Annotated in this window: 21 protein-coding genes and 2 pseudogenes; 4 read left to right on the top strand and 19 right to left on the bottom strand. The window is 60.3% G+C overall.

Annotation, left to right across the window (positions count from 1 at the left end):
- The 17 genes from Q0X85_RS16590 to Q0X85_RS16510 all read right to left on the bottom strand — a co-directional run bounded on the left by Q0X85_RS16590 (position 1) and on the right by Q0X85_RS16510 (position 17,220).
- Entirely contained in the window at positions 1–1,488 is a 1,488-nt protein-coding gene (locus Q0X85_RS16590; RefSeq protein ID WP_297773799.1) for a sigma-54 dependent transcriptional regulator, read from the bottom strand.
- Positions 1,485–2,309 carry a hydrogenase nickel incorporation protein HypB gene (gene hypB, locus Q0X85_RS16585; RefSeq protein WP_297773797.1) on the bottom strand — a complete coding sequence of 275 codons (825 nt, stop codon included), beginning with the start codon at positions 2,307–2,309 and terminating at the stop codon, positions 1,485–1,487. The genes Q0X85_RS16590 and hypB overlap by 4 nt, the downstream gene beginning before the upstream one ends.
- On the bottom strand, positions 2,309–2,650 hold the full coding sequence (hypA, locus tag Q0X85_RS16580) for a hydrogenase maturation nickel metallochaperone HypA (protein ID WP_297773795.1): 342 nt from the start codon (positions 2,648–2,650) through the stop codon (positions 2,309–2,311). Before hypA ends, hypB begins: the two co-directional genes overlap by 1 nt.
- The gene (locus Q0X85_RS16575) at positions 2,643–3,545 is read right to left on the bottom strand and encodes a hydrogenase expression/formation protein HupK (RefSeq protein WP_297773793.1); all 903 of its coding nucleotides are present in this window, start codon (positions 3,543–3,545) and stop codon (positions 2,643–2,645) included. The genes hypA and Q0X85_RS16575 overlap by 8 nt, the downstream gene beginning before the upstream one ends.
- Positions 3,546–3,549: 4 nt before the next feature.
- Positions 3,550–4,329, bottom strand: a complete 780-nt coding sequence (gene hybE / locus Q0X85_RS16570) for a [NiFe]-hydrogenase assembly chaperone HybE (RefSeq protein ID WP_297773792.1) — start codon at positions 4,327–4,329, stop codon at positions 3,550–3,552.
- Positions 4,326–5,156 (bottom strand): hydrogenase expression/formation protein, encoded by an 831-nt coding sequence (locus Q0X85_RS16565; protein WP_297773791.1) that lies wholly within the window; start codon positions 5,154–5,156, stop codon positions 4,326–4,328. The genes hybE and Q0X85_RS16565 overlap by 4 nt, the downstream gene beginning before the upstream one ends.
- Positions 5,157–5,166: 10 nt before the next feature.
- A complete protein-coding gene (locus Q0X85_RS16560) occupies positions 5,167–5,550 on the bottom strand; it encodes a hydrogenase accessory protein (RefSeq protein ID WP_297773777.1) in 384 nt (127 codons plus the stop codon).
- 12 nt (positions 5,551–5,562) lie between these two features.
- Positions 5,563–5,877, bottom strand: a complete 315-nt coding sequence (locus Q0X85_RS16555) for a HypC/HybG/HupF family hydrogenase formation chaperone (RefSeq protein ID WP_297773775.1) — start codon at positions 5,875–5,877, stop codon at positions 5,563–5,565.
- Between the two features lie 4 nt (positions 5,878–5,881).
- Positions 5,882–6,490 (bottom strand): HyaD/HybD family hydrogenase maturation endopeptidase, encoded by a 609-nt coding sequence (locus tag Q0X85_RS16550; RefSeq protein WP_297773773.1) that lies wholly within the window; start codon positions 6,488–6,490, stop codon positions 5,882–5,884.
- A 290-nt stretch (positions 6,491–6,780) separates the two neighbouring features.
- Positions 6,781–7,527: a Ni/Fe-hydrogenase, b-type cytochrome subunit gene (cybH, locus tag Q0X85_RS16545; protein ID WP_297773772.1), complete on the bottom strand. Its 747-nt coding sequence runs from the start codon at positions 7,525–7,527 to the stop codon at positions 6,781–6,783.
- 4 nt (positions 7,528–7,531) lie between these two features.
- Entirely contained in the window at positions 7,532–8,101 is a 570-nt protein-coding gene (locus Q0X85_RS16540) for a HupE/UreJ family protein (RefSeq protein ID WP_297773770.1), read from the bottom strand.
- Positions 8,102–8,113: 12 nt separating this feature from the next.
- Positions 8,114–9,904: a nickel-dependent hydrogenase large subunit gene (locus Q0X85_RS16535; protein ID WP_297773769.1), complete on the bottom strand. Its 1,791-nt coding sequence runs from the start codon at positions 9,902–9,904 to the stop codon at positions 8,114–8,116.
- A 3-nt stretch (positions 9,905–9,907) separates the two neighbouring features.
- Positions 9,908–10,996 carry a hydrogenase small subunit gene (locus Q0X85_RS16530; RefSeq protein WP_297773767.1) on the bottom strand — a complete coding sequence of 363 codons (1,089 nt, stop codon included), beginning with the start codon at positions 10,994–10,996 and terminating at the stop codon, positions 9,908–9,910.
- Positions 10,997–11,226: 230 nt separating this feature from the next.
- The gene (gene hypF, locus Q0X85_RS16525; protein WP_297773764.1) at positions 11,227–13,479 is read right to left on the bottom strand and encodes a carbamoyltransferase HypF; all 2,253 of its coding nucleotides are present in this window, start codon (positions 13,477–13,479) and stop codon (positions 11,227–11,229) included.
- On the bottom strand, positions 13,476–14,909 hold the full coding sequence (locus Q0X85_RS16520; protein WP_297773763.1) for a nickel-dependent hydrogenase large subunit: 1,434 nt from the start codon (positions 14,907–14,909) through the stop codon (positions 13,476–13,478). Before Q0X85_RS16520 ends, hypF begins: the two co-directional genes overlap by 4 nt.
- Positions 14,906–15,898 carry a HupU protein gene (locus Q0X85_RS16515; RefSeq protein WP_297773760.1) on the bottom strand — a complete coding sequence of 331 codons (993 nt, stop codon included), beginning with the start codon at positions 15,896–15,898 and terminating at the stop codon, positions 14,906–14,908. The genes Q0X85_RS16520 and Q0X85_RS16515 overlap by 4 nt, the downstream gene beginning before the upstream one ends.
- A complete protein-coding gene (locus tag Q0X85_RS16510; RefSeq protein ID WP_297773758.1) occupies positions 15,895–17,220 on the bottom strand; it encodes an ATP-binding protein in 1,326 nt (441 codons plus the stop codon). The genes Q0X85_RS16515 and Q0X85_RS16510 overlap by 4 nt, the downstream gene beginning before the upstream one ends.
- Positions 17,221–17,324: 104 nt before the next feature.
- Here Q0X85_RS16510 and Q0X85_RS16505 point away from each other — a divergent pair, with 104 nt between their 5' ends.
- Entirely contained in the window at positions 17,325–17,507 is a 183-nt protein-coding gene (locus tag Q0X85_RS16505) for a transposase (protein ID WP_366130243.1), read from the top strand.
- A gap of 27 nt (positions 17,508–17,534) precedes the next feature.
- Positions 17,535–17,756, top strand: a pseudogene (locus tag Q0X85_RS16500) (hypothetical protein); the annotation flags it as partial.
- A gap of 93 nt (positions 17,757–17,849) precedes the next feature.
- Here the strand turns inward: Q0X85_RS16500 and Q0X85_RS16495 are convergent.
- The gene (locus tag Q0X85_RS16495; protein ID WP_297773755.1) at positions 17,850–18,578 is read right to left on the bottom strand and encodes a hypothetical protein; all 729 of its coding nucleotides are present in this window, start codon (positions 18,576–18,578) and stop codon (positions 17,850–17,852) included.
- 200 nt (positions 18,579–18,778) lie between these two features.
- Positions 18,779–19,021 (bottom strand): annotated as a pseudogene (locus tag Q0X85_RS16490) (Tn3 family transposase); the annotation flags it as partial.
- 706 nt (positions 19,022–19,727) lie between these two features.
- On the opposite strand from Q0X85_RS16490, the gene Q0X85_RS16485 reads away from it, so the two are divergent.
- Together Q0X85_RS16485 and Q0X85_RS16480 are read left to right on the top strand one after the other, a co-directional pair.
- Positions 19,728–20,033 (top strand): hypothetical protein, encoded by a 306-nt coding sequence (locus tag Q0X85_RS16485; RefSeq protein WP_297773753.1) that lies wholly within the window; start codon positions 19,728–19,730, stop codon positions 20,031–20,033.
- A complete protein-coding gene (locus Q0X85_RS16480) occupies positions 19,985–20,479 on the top strand; it encodes a hypothetical protein (protein ID WP_297773750.1) in 495 nt (164 codons plus the stop codon). The genes Q0X85_RS16485 and Q0X85_RS16480 overlap by 49 nt, the downstream gene beginning before the upstream one ends.
- Positions 20,480–20,502 lie beyond the last annotated feature (23 nt).

Here is a 20,502-nt window from a genome sequence, read left to right as displayed (position 1 = left end):
TTATTCCTCTTCGTTGCTGGCGCTGACCTTGCCCGGTTGGGCAATGCCATAACGGTCCAGTTTCGCGCGCAATCCGACGCGCGACAGACCAAGCTCGTTTGCGGCGCGGCTTTTGTTCCATTTCAGGCGGGTCAACGTCTCGCGCAGTACCCGCATTTCGATCCCCTCAACCCGTTCTTTCAAAGTCCCTTCGCCCGACAGCACATCGCTGGTTTGGGCATCCTCGGACACCGCACAGGGGTCAGCCTGCAGGATGTGGCGCGAGATCAGTTCGGGGCCAAGCACCGGGTCCTGGGCGAAAATCAACATCCGCGTCAGCTCGTTTTCAAACTCGCGAAGATTGCCGGGCCAGTCGTAATTGGCCAGAAATTCGATGGCGAGATCGGACAGACCCTGCACCGGCTTGCCATGGGCCGAGGCCAGATCGAACAGCATATGCTGGGCCAGCACGGCGATATCTTCGGGGCGTGCGCGCAATGGTGGCAGGGCCAGTTCGACCGAGGACAGCGCATAATACAGATCGTTGCGGAATGTACCCTCGGTCACCATCGCATTCAGGTCGGCATGTGCCCCGGTCATCAGCCGCAGATTGGTGGTCAGCACCTCGTGCCCGCCAAGCGGTTGAAACACGCCTTCGGTGGCGACACGCAGCAGGATCATCTGCATTTGCGGGCTCAAACCATCAACGCCATTCAGGAAAAGCGTACCGCGATCCGCCTTTTGCAGCAGGCCCATCTTGTTGCTGGGCACACCGGGCAATGCCCCGCGTTTGGCCCCCAAGAGTTCGATCTGCAACAGTTCGTCGGACATGCCCGCGCAATTGAGCTCAAAGAACGACTGGTTCGAACGCAGGGAACTATAATGCATCGCCCGTGCCAGCACCAACTTGCCGGTGCCCGGCTCGCCCGAAACCAGAACAGGCACATCGAAGCTCGCATATTGCCGGGCGGTTTCGACCGTGGCGTTCATCGGTGAATTGGGTGCGCGCAGCACCTTTTCAAAGCCAAGACCCTCGCGCAGCGCCTTGCGGCGGGCCTCCAGCTTGGTTTCTGCCGTATTGCTCAGCATCCGCATTTCCAGCGACAGCCGATCATGATCCCGGGTCAGTTGAAATAGCTGCGCGGCGTTCTTGGCCGCCATCATCAGCTGATCAGGATGCCACGGCTTGGTGACGAACTGATAGATGCCCGCGTCGTTGATCGCGGCGACCATATCGCTGGTTTCCGTGTACCCGGTGATGATGATCCGCACAGTTTCGGGCCAACGATCGCGCACCTCGGTTAGAAACGCCACGCCCGTACGCCCCGGCATGCGTTGGTCACAAAACACGACCTGCACGAAATTCTCCTGCATCAGCGCCTCGGCGGCGTCGGCATCGGGTGCTGTGAGGCATTCAAACTCGTCCTCCAGAGCCATGCGCATCGCGGCAAGCGAGTGTTGCTCGTCATCGACCAGAAGGATCGTGGGCAGGGGCGCGTGGTTGCTCATTCGGCTGCTTGCACCTCTGATTTATGCGCAAGGTTATGACGCAGCCAATTGATCCACGCCTCCATCCCCTCGCCGGTACGGGCCGAAACCCGCAGGATTTCGATATGCGGGTTCACCCGGCGCAGATTGGTTTCATAACGGTTCATATCCACATCGCAATGCGGGGCCAGATCGGTCTTGTTCAGAATGGCCAACCGTGAGGCGGTGAACATATCAGGGTATTTCAGGGGCTTGTCCTCGCCCTCGGTCACCGACAGGATCGCCACCTTGCAATCCTCGCCCAGGTCAAAGGCGGCAGGACAGACCAGATTGCCAACGTTTTCGATGAACAGCATCGCGCCTTTCGACAGGTTCAGATGTTCCATCGCGTGGCCCACCATGTGGCCGTCCAGATGACAGCCCTTGCCGGTGTTCACCTGAATGGCCGATGCCCCGGTGGCGCGGATACGATCGGCATCGTTTTCGGTCTGCTGATCGCCTTCGATCACCGCCAGTTGCTGATCACCAAGCGCTTCAATCGTCTTGCATAGAAGGGTGGTTTTGCCCGATCCCGGTGAGGACACCAGATTGATCGCGAACGCCCCCAAACCTGCCAGAACGGCGCGGTTGGCATAGGCATAGGCATCATTTTTTGCCAGGATATCGGTCTCAATCTCGATCAGACGATCTTGAGACATCCCCGCCACCTCAACCCCGGCAGGGCCGTGGCCAAAATGCAGGCCATGAGAGTGATCGTGACCGTGATCATGACTATGCCGGTGGCTATGATCATCAGAAGGGCCCTTCACTTCGCTATCTCCGCATCCGCAAACTGTGCACATTACGCGACCTCCAAATCCTTAATTCGCATTTCATCGCCGCCCATCGGCATCAGCTTGCCGCCACCACAATCGGGGCACGGGTCAAGCCGGTTGTTTATCTGCACCTCTTGCATGCAGTCGTAACACATTGCCTTGCCTGGTAAATCGAGCATCACCAGTGCAGCCCCCTCGGCGGGCGAGCCGCGCATCACGATATCAAACGCAAAGCTGAGCGCGTCCTTTTCAACGCCTGCAAAGCGGCCCAATTCGACCCGTACGGTCTTGATCCGCGCAACGTTGTGCTGACGCGCCTGATCCTCGATCACATGGCGCATGCCTTCGCAAAGCGACATCTCATGCATGATCCACCTCCCTCAGTCGGACCGGGCTGCACGGGTCGAGAATATCCATGATCAGAGCCGCATAGCCTGATTTCCGGTCTGGCAGCGTACGCAGAGTGTGCGCCAGAATGCCGCCTTCTGCCAAGAGATGATCGGTCGGCGTGACACGTTGGAAGGTCGTGACAATCCCATCCGAGATCTCGGCCCGGATCGCATAGGTGCCGCGCGCAGCAGGCACGATAGCGTGGCCCATCGCGGGGGTTTGCCACGCGGGCAATGTGCCGCTCAAACACACCTCCAGATCATAGGCGCGGCCCAAGGCTCGCCAGAGCGGACCACGGCCTTTGGCGGCGGCAATGGCCTGCATCACCGGGTGGCCAGCATGACGCCCGGCGACTGAATTCTCTTGAGCCTGAGGGACGAAAACGGTGGTTGCATCCGTAAGGGACAGTGCAGGTGTTGCACCCTCACCGGGCTCAAAGGAGTGATCAATCAGGCTGAGAACCGGGGCGATCCCATGACCCGCGCCGAGGAAATCGTCAAACGCATCCATATCGCGCGGCATCCGCCCTGACGGGCCAAAAAGATCACTGCGAACGCCCGCGCCGCCTGTGGCCCAATCCTGCGGCAGTGCCAGCGGGGCCCTGCCGAAAAAACCAGGCCATTTCAGGTGAAACTTGATCAGATGATCGCGCAGGATCTCGCGGTGCAGCGCGTCGCGGGCTTTTGCCTCCACCCGCAAGCCAAAGGCCAGCCGTGCGGTCGTCTGTTGCGCCGTGCGGCAGAGGTTGAAAATGCGCGGCAAGAGTGCAGCGGCGTCTTCCACCGATTGACCAACGATCAGATCGGCAACCGGCAAGGGCGCAGACGGCTCTGGCACCAGCCCGCCAAATCCATGCTCAGTCCGGTCCAGCATCGTCTTATGCCCCTTCCGCCAATCCGCCGGTGATCAAGTCACGGCGGGTCGGTTCGCTGACCAGCTCAACCTCGGCTTCGTCCGGCTGGGCCAGTTCCGCCTCGCGCGCGGCACGGATATCTTCAGACCGGTCGGTTTCGGCCAGATTGGCCTTATCAAACAGGGCAATCATGATGGCCTGCGCCACATCAACGGCGCTTGCATGGGTCTTGAAATCGTTCATCGGCGAGAACAGGGAGCAGGCTTTGTAGCCGCCCGTCATTTCGCGCACATTGTGCAGGAATTCGTAATCCCCCGAGGGAAAACTGATAATCTCTTTCGCGCCAGCCGTCAGGTCTGACCAATCCTCACCCTTGCCGGGCAGCACGATCAGGTTCATGAACCACGGCGAGATCAGAACGCCGATGGGCCGGCCCTCAACCATCTGAAAGGCCACGGCCTCAACCGACAGCATCTTGTTGATCATCGGCAGATCGCGCATCTTGGCGTGCCAGATTTCGCGGAAATCAACGACCAGCCGGGCCGTCATCGCGTCAATCGCATCCGCCTCAATCGCGGTGGTGGCGCCGGGGTCTTCCAGCACCATGAATTGCTCTTTGGGTGCGCTGCAAGTGGGGCAGGACCAATCCCGTGGCAGCGCCAGGAACGGCGTGCCGGGCTCAATCTGGCGATAATCATCGCCATGGGCCGGGTCGTAAGGCGTCCAACAGATCTTGCACTCCATGATGGCAGCAGGGCTGATCTTGTCGGTGGCCCCCAGGAACGAGCCTTCAAAACTGCTCATGTGATCGCCTCCAGCACGCTGATGATCCGGTTGCCGCTGTCGATCAGATCTTCTTCGGCGGCCAGAACCACCTCGGGCGCATGAGTCACCTCGAACGTGTCCAAAATCAGCGTGTCCATCGAGTTGAAGAACTGCACGCGCCAGACATTTCGGACCGCAGTGGCCGACACCCGGCAATTGCCGTACCCCCGCGACAACAATGTGACCGAGCCTTCGCCAAGGGCGGCATCCAGCCACAGCAAATCAGGCTCCGTATGGGGCAGCAGGGTCAGGTTGATCACATGCAATTCGGCCTCTTTGGTAAAGGCGGCGGATTTGTCCAGCAGCTCCACCAACAGCGGCGGCGCATTCTGCACGCCTGGCTGCATCGGAGTGTCGTTGCCTTGCGCGGCACGGCGCGGCGCAAACGGATCGGCCGTGACGCAAGGCGGTACAGGGGCCACATCCACACGGTCCACGCCGGCCCCCGAGATACACCAGACACCGGCAAAAACGCTTTCCTGCACGGCCAAAGCGGGCACGCCCCAGATCTTGGCGGCGACCTCGCCTTCTCCCAGTGTCTCGGCAATCAGCGCGCGGTTGGGGACATCAAGATAGCTCAGATCAAACTCGGCCGTGGTGCCAATGTTCAGGCAGGCGGCGGCGACCTCTTTGAGCAGGGCAAGTGCCGGACCATAGGTCTCGTCCTCGATCTCAACATCCGGCAGATGCGGCGCGTAGGTGCGCATGTCCTGTGGCAGCGGCATATAATCCAGCTTGTCGTCCTGGTCATCCAAAGGCTGCGATCCGGGGCCAAAGCCGGTGGGGGGCATGGTGAAATTGCTCATTGGGGTTTCCTCACTCGGCCGCGATGGGCAGGTTCAGGATCTGACCGATCCGGGTGACATATTCTGACCAGTCGCGCACTTTCGGGATTGCGCCGATCATCTCACCATCGCGGTAGAAGATCAGGCTGGGGGTCTTGAACACGGTGGTCTCACTTCGGACTTCGCGTTCGACAGCATCATCAATGACGGCACAATCAAACTGCTTTTGAAAGGCCGCATGCAGCTCGGGCAATATCACCGCGACATCCGGGGTTTCCAGGTTGCGCGCGGCGTCACCCGGCACAAACAGGACATGCACGCCTGCGGCCTTGGTGAAGGCCTCAACAGCGTCCATATCCGCCAGCGATGGCCAGCCAAAGTCTTGTGTTAATCGGGTGATCAACGGGTGGGACATCTTGTAACCTCCTCAGGCAGTTGTTTCGCCCGCGTCCAGCGCGGCTTGCAAATGTGTGGGCAATCGCGGTCCGGTTTGTTCGAGATCGGCGAAGGCATCGCCCAGATCGCGGCCTTCCATGAGCGCACGCAGGCCGCCCAAGGCGGCGCTGATCTTGGCGGCCTCATCGGCCTCAAGCACTTCGCGCGCGGCCCCCAAAAAATTCAGAACCCAATCGCCGGGCGCGGCATCCGGGGTCAGCGACAGGTCAATCAGCTCGTTGGTCGCAACCGCCCTGCCCGCAATGCCGTCGGTCGAGGCCAATTGCATGGGAACACCGACACACATGGCGCTATTCCGCTGCCGGGAAGAAACGGTCATCCCCGGTGCGGCAGGCGGCATCTTCCGATGGCCGGCCCTGCTCATAAGCGCCGCGCAGGATCGAGGCATCGGCCAGATACCGGTCATCACCCTTGCCGGGCCGGGCATGAATGCCATGCTCGGCCAGTTTTTTCAGCGCGATGGCAATTGCCGGATCAATCCGGGCCGCCACGATATCGCGCAGGCCCCCGCCGTAATCTTCCAGCTCGACCGGCTGACAGCCGATCAGGATCAGGATTTCAGGGCAGTAGCCCATCAATTGCGCGGTTGCGATCACGTCCTGAAAACCGGTCTGATGCAGGCTCATCTTCTTGGCACCCATGAAGGCGGGCACCTCGTCGCCCTCGATCACCTTCATGGTGCCGGGGGGCAGGCCGTAGTCAATTGCGTCAAAGACCAGAAGGACATCGGCCTCTTCCAGAAACGGCAGAAGGTACAGGCCCTGCGTGCCGCCATCCAGAATTTTCACGGTGTGATCAAAGGCCCAGGACTGCGCCATGGTTTCCACACAACGAACGCCAAACCCTTCGTCGGCCCAGAGCACGTTGCCGATGCCAAGAATGAGAGCATGTTGCCCCATCGTTTCCTCCCTCTATCGTCCCTTTCAAGCGCAAATCGGCTTTCCGCTCGCTCCTCAAGGTGACAATAAGGTTTTTACTTTTGCGGATTTATTAATTTTTTCTCAGACCCTGTTTTTATGTAAGACTCTGATTTGCAACAGGTAATACGTATACGCTGGAATGCCGCATCATTCATATCGGTAAGATTTCATCCACTATTCATTCCTACTGGAAGTTAACCAACCGGAGATGCAAAAGGCGGGCGACTCATGCGCCCGCCTTTCAGCGATTTCAATGTCTTCCCCAGGGCTTAATCGGGGTTGTCATCCTTAAAGGTCCGGTGGCCGGAAATCATCGTTGAAACGATGGATTGACGGCTCATGATGTCTTCGCGGATCGCCACATAGATATGGATCACCATGAAGATAATGATCCACCACATACCAAGGTGGTGATAGGTGTGCACCAGATGGCTGTTGCCACCCACGAGTGTGAACACCCAGCCAAACATGATGTCAGCCCAGCTGCCATGGCCCAGCCCTTCACCATACAGCGCAAAGCCGGTTATGATCATGAAACTCACGCCCAGCGTGATGAAACAGAACATCGCCAATTGCGCCAGCGGGTTGTGGCCGACATATTTCTTGGGCTGTTTTTCCAGAAACAGATACCAGCGGATTTCGAACCAGATCTCGCGCCACCACTCGCCCCGGAAAACAGGCAAGATAAACAGTTGCCGCGCGTGGTGATTGCCAAAGATTGCCCAGTACATCCGCCCCAGAAATCCGATGGCCAGAATCCAGCCCGCCGCGAAGTGGGCAAAGCGGATATAGCCAAAGACAAACTGATGGGTCGCCTCGGCGATGATCATCGTGGGCGGCGGCGAGCCGATGAAATAGCCCGTGATGCACAGCGTCAGAATAGCCAGCGCGTTGATCCAGTGCCACAGACGCACAGGCACCTCGTAGACATAGACCGAGGTTTGGCGCGTAACCTGGGCCAGGTCTTCGGCATCGGCGTCCGTCCCGGCCAGCGATTGGGGTGAGGTATCTGTCATGGCCTCACCCAACCATCATCCAGAGGCCGGACATCGCAACACCTGCCCCAAGTGAGCGCTGCACCAGCGGCTGGGCAATAGTCCGCGCCAGGCCAAGGCCGACAAGATGCAAAGCCCCTGTCGCCAGAAGGAACCCGGCCATATAGCCCGCGGCGCTTCCGGCAGCCTCGGTTGCGTGAGCGTGTCCATGAGCCAGTGCGAAGGCCGCGATGGCCGCCAGAGAAACCGCCGTCAGCGTGCGCGCTTGACCCGGGTTCGACATCAAAGTCAGCAGACCAAAGACCACAATCGAAAGGGTGATGGCTGTTTCGACCATCGGAAATCCGATGCCAGCCCAAGACAGGGCCGCACCCGCAATCATTGCACTCATGAACGCCGCGGCCCCCAGCCAAACGCGCTTGGTCAGCGCAAACCCTGACCATAAGCCGACAGCAAGCATCGCCAGCAGATGGTCAAGCCCCAGCAGGGGGTGTGCCAACCCATGCGACAAGCCCGAGGCGGTGCCATGCCCGGTATGGGCAAGCGCGGGACCCGCCAAAGCGATCAACAAAACGGAAAGTGTAAGTTTTTTCATCTAAGGTCCCCTTCAGCGGATTTTGACAGTGGTCAATTCATCGCCATCGGGCGACATGACATGCGTGGAACAGGCCAGGCAGGGATCAAAACTGTGCAGCGTGCGCAGGATTTCGACCGGTTCCTCGGGCCGTTCCATCTTGGTGTTCATCAATGCGGCCTCAAAGGCGCCGATGTTGCCTTTGCTGTCGCGGGGGCTGCCGTTCCAGGTGGTGGGAACAACGCATTGATAATTCTCAATCCGCCCGTCCTTGATGCGCACCCAGTGGCCCAGAGCGCCACGCGGTGCCTCTGACATGCCCACTCCCTTGGCCTCTTTCGGCCATGTGCTTGGGTCCCATTTGGCGACGTTCGCAGTGCTTTCATCGCCGTTCTTGATATTGGTCACCAGCTTGTCAAAGAACTTCTTCTGCAACCGGCCACAGTATTCGCTTTCCAGCGCCCGTGCGGCGGTGCGCCCGAGCGTCGAGAAGAGCGCATCCACCGGCAGGTCCATGGTTCGCAAGAGGCCCGTGACCTGTTCGGTGATCTCTTCATGGCCACTGGCATAGCCCACCAGATAGCGCGCCAACGGGCCAACCTCCATCGCGTTGCCGCGCCAGCGGGGTGCCTTGATCCAGCTATATTTCGCCGCCTCGTCGATCTCTTCGATATTGGTGCGGGTGCCCTTGGTGGCGCGGCCCAGCTCAAAATTCGGCTCGGTCTCGCCATCCCAGGGGTGCAGGCCCTTGCCGGGCTCGGCGTAATCGTACCAGCTGTGATCGACAAATTCCTGAATTTGTTCAGGATCGCGCACATCCACCTCCTGCACGTTGCTCAGATCACCACCGGTGATCGCGCCGCGCGGCATGTGCATGTTTTCGGCGGAATAATCGTTGGCATTCTCAGGGATATCGCCGTAGGCCATCACCGACTGCGAGCTGAGGCCGCCGCCATAAAGCCAGTTGCGATAGAACCCGCCAATGGCCACAACATCGGGCAGATAGACGTTCTTGTTGAACTCAATGCACTTGTCGATGATCGAGCTGACATGGTTCAGACGCTCCATGTTGATCGCGCCGACAGCGCCCGTGGAATGCACGTTGATCGGGCATGGCACGCCGCCCACCAGCCAGTTGGGGTGAGGGTTCTTGCCACCAAAGATGGTGTGAATTTTCACGATCTCTTTTTGCAGGTCCAGCGCCTCAAGATAATGCGTCGTGGCCATCAGATCTGCCTCGGCCGGCAGAAGATAGGCCGGATTGTCCCAATAGCCGTTCTTGAACAGGCCAAGCTGTCCGCTCTCCACGAACTGTTTGAGCCTGTTCTGAACATCCCGGAAATAGCCGGGCGATGACAGTGGATGATTGGGCGAGACGGCCTGCTGCAACTCTGACGTGGCCTTGGGATCAGCCCGAAGCGCGTTGATCGGATTCACCCAATCCAGCGCATGCAGGTGATAGAAATGCACGATGTGGTCATGAATTTGCAGGTTCAGCTGCATCATGTTGCGAATCGAGTTGGCGTTTTCCGGGATCGTGATGCCCAGGGCATCCTCAACCGCGCGTACGGAGGTCAGAGCGTGGGTGCCTGTGCACACCCCGCAAATCCGTTCGGTAAAGGCCCAGGCATCGCGCGGATCGCGGCCCTTCAGGATCACCTCAAGACCGCGCCACATCGTCCCGGTGCTGACCGCGTTGCGGATGAAACCTTCCTCGTCCACATTCACTTCACAGCGCATATGGCCCTCAATCCGGGTGACCGGGTCCACCACAATCCGCTGGCCTGTGCTATCAAGTTCAAAACCGTTTGGGGTAATGGTCATGGCTCAGACCTCCTCTTTGCTGGATTGGGATTTCTTTTGCGCCTGCTTCAGTGCCGAGACTGCCGCATGGGCGGCAATGCCGGTCCCAACGACACCAGCGGCGACAAGACCCACCTGATCGGCGTTTTTCTCAACCCCGAATTGCGTCAGGTCGGTCACGCGGTCATAGAAACTGCCCTGGTCCCAAAAGCCGTCCTCGGAACACCCGATACAGCCATGTCCGGATTCAATGGGGAAGGATGTGCCCTCGTTCCAGCCAATGGTGGAGCAGGCATTGTAGGTGGTCGGGCCTTTGCACCCCATCTTGTAGAGGCAATAGCCCTTGCGCGCGTTTTCGTCATCCCATTCTTCGATGAACTGGCCGGCATCGAAATGCGGGCGACGATAGCATTTGTCGTGAATACGCTGGCCATAAAACATCGCGGGGCGGCCCTGACGGTCCAGCTCGGGCAAACGGTCAAAGGTCAGCATATAGGTAATCACGCCAGTCATGACCTCGGCAATGGGCGGGCAACCGGGGATCTTGATGATTGGCTTGTCGGTGATGACCTTGTGCACGGGTGTCGCTTGTGTGGGGTTCGGCTTGGCCGCCTGCACACAGCCGTAAGAGGCACAAGCCCCCCAGCTGATGATCGCCTTGGCGTCCTTGGCGACATGGCGTAGCTTCTCGACAAAGGGCTTGCCTGCAGAGATGCAGAACATGCCGTCTTCATTGAGCGGCGGGTTACCCTCCACGGCCAGGATGTACTGGCCCTTGTATTTCTCCATCGCCTCATCGAGGGCGGCCTCGGCGGCGTGGCCGGCAGCAGCCATCAGCACGTGCTGATAGTCGAGGCTGATCATCGACAGGACGACATCCTTGGCCAGCGGATGCGCCCCCCGGATAAAGCTCTCGGAGCAGCAGGTGCATTCCAGCCCATTGAGCCAGATCACCGGTGTGCGCGGCTTGGTCTCCATCGCATGTGCAATGGTCGGCACCATGGCCGGGCCGAGGCCCAACGCGGATGCGGTGAGCGAGCAATATTTCATGAAACTGCGCCGGGTGATCCCCTGTGTGCGCATCACGTCATAAAAGGTTTCGATTTGTGACAATTGGCGTCCTCCGACTGGTCCCATTTTGGTCTCCGGGCGCACCGGGACCATCCTCCACCTTAGGAATGCAGTGGTACTCAGACACGATCAAAGAAATTTGAGAGATTTCGCAGAACACAGTTTTGTCGTTACTCTTCAACGGGTAAGGTCGGTTTCTGAGGGATCTTGTACGCGCCGGAATCGGGAGAGTGGCAACCGGATGATCAATGTGCCGGCCAGTTCCTTACCGGTCAGCCCGAATGCGCGGCCGCCGCAATCAACGCCTGCCCGAGCGCCAGCCCACCATCATTGGCAGGGGTCTTTGTGTGAATCAGAAGCGGCAGATCCTGCAACTGTTCACAGCACAGGCTCAGCAATGTGGCGTTCTGAAAACACCCGCCCGACAGGGCCACGGCCTTAGCCTGCCCGGTCTCAACCAAAGCGCGCGCGGGCGTGCAAAACGCCTGCGCCAGACCAGCATGAAACCGCATCGCCATCGCCTCGGGCGGAGTATCTGTTTTACGGTTGCCAAGCCAGGCGTCCCACATCGGAACGGGGTCAATCACGCCGTTTTCCCATTGGGCAAATGAATAGGGATAGGCGCGCGACAGGGGGGCCCGGGCGGCGTATGCCTCCAACCACATCGCGGCTTCGCCCTCAAAGCTTTGAGCGCCCTCAAAGCCCAAAGCGGCCGCAAACGCATCAAATAGCCTGCCCGCCGAGGAAGAAAGCGGCGCGTTGACGCCCGAGGCCATGGCCTGTCGCAAAAGGCCAAGCGGCCGCTGGCTCAGCATCTCATCGGCTATGTCTTGCATTCCCGCCTGATCCAACCGCGCCAACAGGTTGCGCCATGGCTCGCGCCCTGCCGCGTCGCCCCCCACAAGCGGGGCTGGGGCCAGATGGGCAGCACGTTCAAACCCGTTGTAATCGCCCAGCAGCACTTCACCGCCCCAAACGGTGTTATCCGTGCCCAGACCCAGACCATCCAGAATGATCCCCGCCACGGGACCGGCATCCCGCGCCCAGCCGTTTTCGGCTAGACAGGCGGCCAGATGCGCATGGTGGTGTTGCACCTCAACCAAAGGCTTGCCCGCCGCGCGCGAAGCCGCACGGCGCGACGAGCGGTAATCGGGATGCAGATCACAGGCGAACACCTGCGGGTCATGATCAAAAAGATCGGCATAGTCGGCATCGGCCTTTTGAAACTCATCCCATGTCAGCGCCTCATCCAGATCACCCAGATGGTGCGAGAGCAGAGCCTGGCCGTTTTTCAGCAGGCAAATCGCCGACTTCAAGTGCGCGCCATAGGCCACCACCTGTGTGGCATCCTCAAATCCCTTGGGCAGAGGCAATGTGCCGGGCACTCGCCCGCGCGCACGGCGTAGAACCATCGGGCCCTGAGGCGTCAGCCGCTCAACCGAGTCGTCCAGCCGCCGCATAATCTCGCGGTCATTCATCAGAAACGCGTCGGCAAAGCCGCTCAGCTTGTCACGCGCTTCGTCATTCCCGATCACCTGCGGCTCTCCTGACAGGTTCCCCGACGTCATCACCAAGGGCCGGTCCACCACATCCATCAACAGATGGAGCAGCGGCGTATAAGGCAGCATCCAGCCATATGAGTTTTGCCCCGGCGCGAGGCCATCCGGTAGCGTCTCTGTGCCTTTGGAAATCAGCACAATCGGGGCTGCAGGGTCTTGCAGCAGCGCCGCCTCCTCGGATGAAGGCATGCCAAAACGGCGGATGTGATCCAACACCCCCATCGCGGCAAAGGGCTTGACGGGGCGGTGCTTGCGCGCTCTCAAAAGGGCAATCGCATCCCGGTTGGTGGCGTCACAGGCCAGATGAAACCCGCCCAGCCCCTTGATCGCTACAATCTGCCCTTCGGTCAGCCGCCGGGCGGCCAAAGCAATCGCATCACCGGAAAGTTCGGACCCACCGGCCTCTAGCCAAACCCGTGGCCCGCATTGCACACAAGCCACCGGTTGCGCATGAAACCGACGATCCGCCGGGTCAGCGTATTCGCGGGCACATTCGGCGCACATCTCAAACGCCGCCATCGAGGTTTGCGCGCGATCATAAGGCAAGGCGCGCAGGATGGTCAGACGCGGCCCGCAATGGGTGCAGTTGGTAAAGGCATAACCCTTGCGGCGTGGATTATCCCCACGAATGTCGGCGGCACACTCAGCGCAGGTGGCGGCATCCGGTGTAACCCGCGTCTCTGCGCCTTGCGCACCAGAGGTCGTAATACCAAAACTGTCAGGGATCTCATCGAAATGGTAGGCGTCACTTTCCACCGTATCGACACGGGCAAGCACCGGGGCTTGCTCGGAAATTGCGGCTTCAAAACGGTCCAGCCCCTCGCCCGTCACATAGATCAACACGCCCTTCGCATCGTTCAGCACATAGCCACGCAGACTCATCCGATGTGCCAGTTTCCAGATAAAAGGACGAAATCCAACGCCCTGCACCTGGCCCCTCACTCGGATGCGCCGCGCGTCGCTCAATGCACCGTGCAGACCATGCAGGGATCAAAGCTGCGCACGATATGCTGCACGGAAAGGGGCGTGTCCTCATCCTCGGCCACCGGGGCGCCCACCAAAGCGGCCTCTAGTGGCCCCGGCACGCCACCCGCATCGCGCGGGCTGAAGTTCCATGTTGTCGGCGCGATGATCTGATACCCCGCGATCTTGCCGCCTTCGATGCGCAGCCAATGGCCCAACGATCCGCGTGCGGCCTCAAGAAGCCCCTCGCCCACTCCCTCTTGCGGCACGGCGACCTGTTCCAGAAACCGCGCCTCGGGGGTGATATCCCGGGCCCATTTTTCCAACAGCACCTGGGTGCGGGCGATCTCCAGCAGTCGCCCTGCGACACGGGCAAAGACGCTGCTGCCGTGCCGGGCCAGATCAAGCGCCATCGCATGGCCATCCACCACCTGCCGGGCGAATGCGCCGGTTTCTATCGTCTGGCCAGCCAGACGCGGGGCCTTGCACCAGCTATAGCCGGGGTCTGACATATCCTCGTCCGGTTCGGTCTGTCCGTCGCGTGGATGCGCGGTCTTGCCCAGCATCCACGCATGGCTGAGGTCCTCGCCGATCTCATCGGTATTGACCGCGCGCCAGCTGTCGGCCTCCCACAATCCGGGACCAAAGCTGCGTCCATCTTCCATCGGATATGCCCCGAAAGACAGGTAGCGGCCGGGGCCGGGACCAGAGCTTGCCAAGCCCAGATCGTCTGCGATCTGCATGAAAGTGCCTGCATCGCCGGTGGACCAGTTTCGCGCGGCCTCGCCTGTGGTCAGGGCAATAAAGTCCTCCACCGGTGCACCAAATAGAACGTCCTCCAGATACCGCCGAAATGCGGCCAATGTGCTGGAAATGCGAATACGATCCCGCGCGGTGGGCGCGCGGGTCACTCCGCCGGGCTGAATGGCCAGCGTATGAGGCCATTTGCCCCCCAGCAGCCCAACAATATGAAGCAGCTGCGCGCGTGCCTCTGTGGCCTGACGCAGGCCTGAGCCCTGCATCGCCGTGAACCGCGAGATCGCATGATCGTGCCAGTCGCGCCCTTGGTAGGCGGGCCGCGCAAAGTCAGGCATGAAGAACAGATTGAAATGGGTGAGGTGGTCACACATGTTCTCAACGCCGTGCAGCAGGGCGGCCACCAAAGCGCCTTGGGGTGTCGGTGTGGCTCCAGCGGCCGCCGCGAGGGCTTGCGCCGCGGCGGCCGATTGGCTGATCGAACAGATGCCGCAAATCCGAGGTGTGATGGTCAGCGCATCCTGCGGGGCCTTGCCCAGCAACATCGGCTCGAACCCGCGAAACAGGGGTGAGTTCACATAGGCCGCCGCGACCTGACCATCGGCCACCTCAAGCCTGATCTCAAGATCGCCCTCGACCCGGTTGAACGGCCCAACCAGCAGGTTCCGATCGCTCATGATTTGCGCACAGTCTTCTGGGGCGGCACCTTGATCCGGTCCGAAACGGCATTCTGGCCGATGCGTTTGGGCGTCGCGGCCTTGGAAAGCGAGGCCAGCGCCATGAACCATGCCTTGGGCATATCGGTTGGCAGACCCACAGGGATGCCGGCGAATTTGGGCGTGTCCGTGAAGGGGTGGTTCGGCTCCTCAAATTCGGGCGCCGTGCAGTTGATGCAGGGGTATCCCGCGCGCGTGCAAGATCCTTCGCCGTTCCAGCCGCGAATGTTGCAATCGCCCACGGCCTGGGTGCCGACACAGCCCAGATGCTCCATCATGCAACCCAGTTGTGACAACTCTTCGGCGCTGGCCTTGTATTCGTAATACTCATTTTTGGGGCAGGCATGATGCACCAGATGATCGGCATAAAACCGGGGGCGGCCCAGTTCATCCAGCGCGGCAGCAGGCAGGTCATCGGCGGCCAGCAACAATAGCGTTTCGGTCACCCAATCTGGGTGAGTGGGACAACCTGCGACATTGATTACGGGCAGACCACTTTGCGATCTGAACTCGGGCGCCAAGACCCCGCCAGGATGGTGTCCGTCATATTGCACGCCCACTGCCGAGGCCGGATTTCCGCCGGCCGAGGTAATTCCGCCATAGGTGGCACAGGTGCCAACGGCCATCACATGACGGGCTTTCGGTGCCAGTGAGCGTACCCAATCGAGCATCGAGCGGCCCGTGCCCGAGAGCATATGGAACTTGCCGGTGCCCTTGGGGCCGGTCAGGATCGAGCCCTCGATGGCCAATACATCCAGGGCAATCTCACCGCTCTCAACCGCGCTCAGCAGGGGCAACACTTCTCCCCCCGTCGCTTCGGACAAGGCGGGGTGCCACAGAAAGTCGACGCCCGCGCCATCCAGAAGATCGAACACATTCGGCCCCTCGGCGCACAGCAGCGACATGGTGCAGCCACCACAGCCGGCCGATTGCAACCACAGCACGTTCATGTCTGGCCACCCAGCGGGAGATCAAGGCAAAAACAGGTGCCGGGCTGATCGGTCTCGCTAAGGTGCAGATCACCGCCATGTTCCTGTGCGATCTTGCTTGAGATCGACAGGCCCAGCCCGGTGCCTTTGCCCACTGCTTTGGTGGTAAAAAATGGATCAAAGATCGACGCCGCAACATCCTCGGGGATGCCGGGGCCATTGTCGCGCACTTTCAGAACGGCGCGCTCGCCCGCCACATCATGGGTCAGAGTGACTTGTGGATTATCTGTGTCGGCCACGGCATCAATGGCGTTTTGCACAAGGTTCATGACGATCTGCTGGATATGGCCCGGATTGCCCCGCGCCACGGGCCGCATGTCGCCCTCAAACTTCACCTGCACCGGCGTTTTAGTGCCGCGTACCACCCAATCGGCGGCGGTGCGGGTGGTGGTCACCAGATCGAATTCAACCGCCTCGCCTGGCCCTTCCGACGACAGGCGGCGCAGGTCTTCGACGATATCGCGCACCCGCTCGGCCCCGTCTTTGGCACCGCTGATCGCCTCGCGCATGTTCTTGAGCGCCCGGTCCAGCCCCAGATCACCGCGCATTGCAATCAGCTGATCGCGCGTGGCGCCGGCCTGTACCGCCTCGAAATAGGTCTCGAACCGGGTGGCATATTTTTCCATAGCATGGGTTGAGGCATAGACAAAACTGATCGGGTTGTTCAGCTCATGCGCCACGCCTGCCACTAGCCGACCCAATGAGGCGAGCTTTTCATTTCGCACCAGATGGGCCTGCGCCTCTTTTAGCGCTTTGTGGCTGGCTGCCAGTTCGGAATAGGCACGGCGCAACTCGCCGAGGGGACGGCCAACAATCACCGCACCTACGCTTTTGCCACGCTCGTTCAATCGTGGCGCAATGCTCAATTCCAATGGCGCGGGTCCCTCGACCGTCAAAATCTCGATCTCAACGGTGACAAATTCACGTGTAAGTATCGCTTGCTCGATGGCGTCTGTGAAAACCGGCCGTGAGCCACTTGTGAACAACCGATCAACGACTTCGCCGGTGACTGTCTTGTTCTGGCCCGCCATCAAACGATCGAAGGACCCACCCGTCTGTTCGATCCGGTTGTCCCGGCCGACGACAATCAACAAATCCGAAACCGATTGAAACACTGAATTCATGAACCGGCGCAAGTCATCAAGTTCGCGGTTCTGGTGCTCTAGTTTTTCCTGATAGGCAACCAGCTCTGAGTAGGTCCGGTCTACGGCTTCGATGACATCGCTCCATACCGCATCATCAAAACCGGTTTCACCTGTATCAGCTATATCAACTGTGCGCATCGGCTACCTCTCCAACAATAGATAACGCAACCACAAGCTTTGTAAAACAACAGAGTCACGTCACGGAAAACTTTCCAATTCGCTCTCGATATGCTCAGCCCGAAGTGAAGGTGCCCCGTGCTGCTCAGACATTGCTTTGGCATCCGGCAGAACGCCGTCTTTGCGAGGAGGTGGATCTGAACCTGGCCTATCGCTGGTTCTGCCGCCTCGACCTGACCGACCGCATTTCTGAGGCCCGGGCGATCCACCGCGAGACATACGAGAGCGTCAGAGACTTCGCCCGCTAATGCACAGCGTCCGCGTTCAATCCGGCGGCTCAGAGGAAGCGAAAGAAGGTCGAAATTCTCTTCGCCCATCTCAAACGCATCCTCGGCCTCGGAAGGCTGCGATTACGCGAACCATGTGACGTTCAGGATGAGTTCACCCGCGCAGCAACCGCCCACAACCTCCGGAAACTATGGTTGAATGCCTGCCTGTTGCCAGTTGAGGACAGCACAGGCGCCCAGCCCGGGAGACGAACATTGAGTCGCGCATAAAGATAAGCGCCCATCATTATCGTAATGGCCGGATCAGACAGCGTGTCAAACTTGACCGTACAGTGGCACCGGCGCGGGTTGCTTGCGCGCCGCTCATTGTGCCGCCTCGGACGGCAGATAGGTCATCGGAGGATCTGCGTTGAGGGTTGCCCGCGCTGACGCGGTCACCTCATCGGAGAAGCCTGGCAAGACCCGGCGCGTGATCCGCTCATGAACATGACCAAACTTGGCCTCCCAATCCTGCGCGCCGAGCAATGTGCGCTGTGCCAGAACGAAATCCGGAAGGCCCAGGATGGCGGGGAGCTTGCGCTCGGTGATCACTGCATTGCGGCAATCCAGGCAGCCCCGGAACGGATGACCACACGGCGCTCCGGGCTTGGAAAACGGGCTGTCAAAGAAGCCGGAACACCCTGCGAGCCAGACGCCTTGGGTTCCAGGGGGAGCTGGGTTATTGTCTGTGTCTGTCAAAGCTGCGGAAGGCGTATCGTCAGCATCGCTGCGGGCTCTTGGCTGCACACTCACCCCTATCGCATCTTCCAGACCTTCAGCGACCGTCGCCTCATGGAGCGGTCGCAGCGACGGAATATCGGCATAGTGCCGCGCGGCGATCTCGGTCGTGTGACCCACTGCGAACCGTGCCATATGATCACCAGTCTTCAAGTACCAAAGAGCCTTGTGCGTATTGCGCAGGCGCGACAGCAACAGCTTCAGCGGCTTGCCCTCATCATCGGCAATACGATGCTGCGACACCCAATGGCGCAGGGTCGGTTCAGGATACCGCACGACATCGCGACAACCGCAGGCATGGTCGAAAACGAACAACGCATCTGATGGATGAAACCGTCATGCTCTCTGTGTCAGTGTCACGATGGCATGGAAGAGGCCCGCCGGCGTTGTTGGCCCTCCGTCCCCCACCCGAATTGTCTTTTGCGCAAGCCCATGGGCCCGACGTTTGGCATAGTGGGTGTCTAATGCCGGAGGGGGGCGAATCCTACGCTAGGGCGGTTTGATCGCCTTTTGGGTCATCTGTGATCGCCAGTGAGCAGGATGTGGGCCCATCCGAGGGGTGAGATATGGGCCAGAAGGTCGGGTGAGCAATCCAATCCATTGCGGCGGCGGCTGGCGACAGCCTGGCCGAGGTGTTTGGTGTTGCAGTAAATGATGATGGCGGTGAGCAGGTTCAGTCCGGCCATTCGGACTTGCTGTCCTTCGGTTGTTCGATCGCGGATTTCACCCAGGCGGCCAATGCGCAGGGCATTCTTGAGGACCAAGGGCGATTTCCGCAAGGGAACTGGCCGCCTGCTCCAACATCTGGTTGAATGCCTTGGTGACCAGCAGGATGCGGCAAAACCGCTTGGGCGTGAGCCCGTGGAAGCGCCGAGACTTTCGGCGAAAATCCCTTGGTAACAAATCGAGATCGTCGCAAACCCGGCCGAGTTGAACCGCGCCGTCGGCAGTGTCAATGCGACGCGCGGCTTCCAGCAGGTTTTCGGGAAACGGATTGGGCGAGCCGGCCAGGATATCGAGCGTGTCGGTCGGCTGGCTGATTGCTTCGCCGCCGCTGATCTCGGGGCCGCGTCCAGAAGCGGGGCCAGAACCGGCGACAGTCGCGGGTTGAGGCGCTGCGGCAGGGCCGCGGTCTCTATGGTCTCCGCACCCGGTATGCCGAGCAACTGGTAGTGCCCGAAAGGATTGAGCTCCACAAAGATCGTGCCGGGCTCGCCGCTGACCCGGTCGACGATGTCGCAGTCGAGGACCTGGCCGGAACAGAACAGCAGACCGCCGCGCTCCGAGTCGAACACGCGGTGTCCGTTGACGCTGCCGGTCCAGCGACCGCACCATACCCATCCGAGGCAGCAGTAGCCCGTCGGATGAACGTCGAAGGCGAAATCGGCCTCTTCCCGGCAATCTGCCAGTATGATCCGGCGAATGAAGAGCGCCAGCCGTTCCGGCACAGAGAGCCCTTCGAAGATGTCGGGGTTGGCTGTTCTCAAGGGTAACCTCCCGACTGCTCTGCTCGGCGAATACCAAGCGGACGAGTTTCTGAATCTGGACGCAGGCCGCCCGATCCGCGTCAAGATCGAGGGCAGTCCGGCGCTCGGCATCGCCCCGTCGGAGGATGCCACGCTGACGGTCATGGCGGCGTCCGAGGGCAAGGTTTCGGGATCGTTCGTCATCAATGTCGCGCATGCGGAAGGCGACTATAGTGGCTATGCCGGGGCGCCTGAATGCTTGTGCAGGGGGGCGGGGACTGGATCGCGCATGCGGACGAAATGATCTCGCTCTATTCCGATCCTGCCATTCTGGATCACGCACGGACATACGAACAGGCGGGGATCGCTCCCGGTGAAATGGCCTGGCCGAACGGGGTTGACGATTCCGATCGCTACAGGACGGCTCCGTTCTATTCTGGCGACCATCTGCCAAGCTACCAGACCGGGATCAGGGAAAGGGCCTCTGTCGGTAAAAAATTCGTCCCCCAGTCCGGCGCGGCTGCCACGGCAAATCCGTGGACCTGCGAGATCACGCCACCTCTGCCAAGATCGACGGACGGGACATGCCGCCCGCCGGTCGTGCTGGAGGCGATCAGGCTGCACGAGGAAGCGCATCCTGAGAAATGCCTTGAGCTGACCGCGGGTGTGGGGATGCCCCCAGCTTCTACCTTTGGTCGAACCATCCGCCGAACCACGCTGCGGCAGGTTCGGCCACCAGACGGCAGATAAATCTCCGCCGGAATCTGGCGGGT

It is taken from the genome of uncultured Roseovarius sp., from assembly GCF_947259555.1.
Classification (GTDB): domain Bacteria; phylum Pseudomonadota; class Alphaproteobacteria; order Rhodobacterales; family Rhodobacteraceae; genus Roseovarius.
The sequence above is the reverse complement of the archived record's forward strand: the minus strand, read 5'-3'. Positions and strand labels throughout refer to the sequence as shown.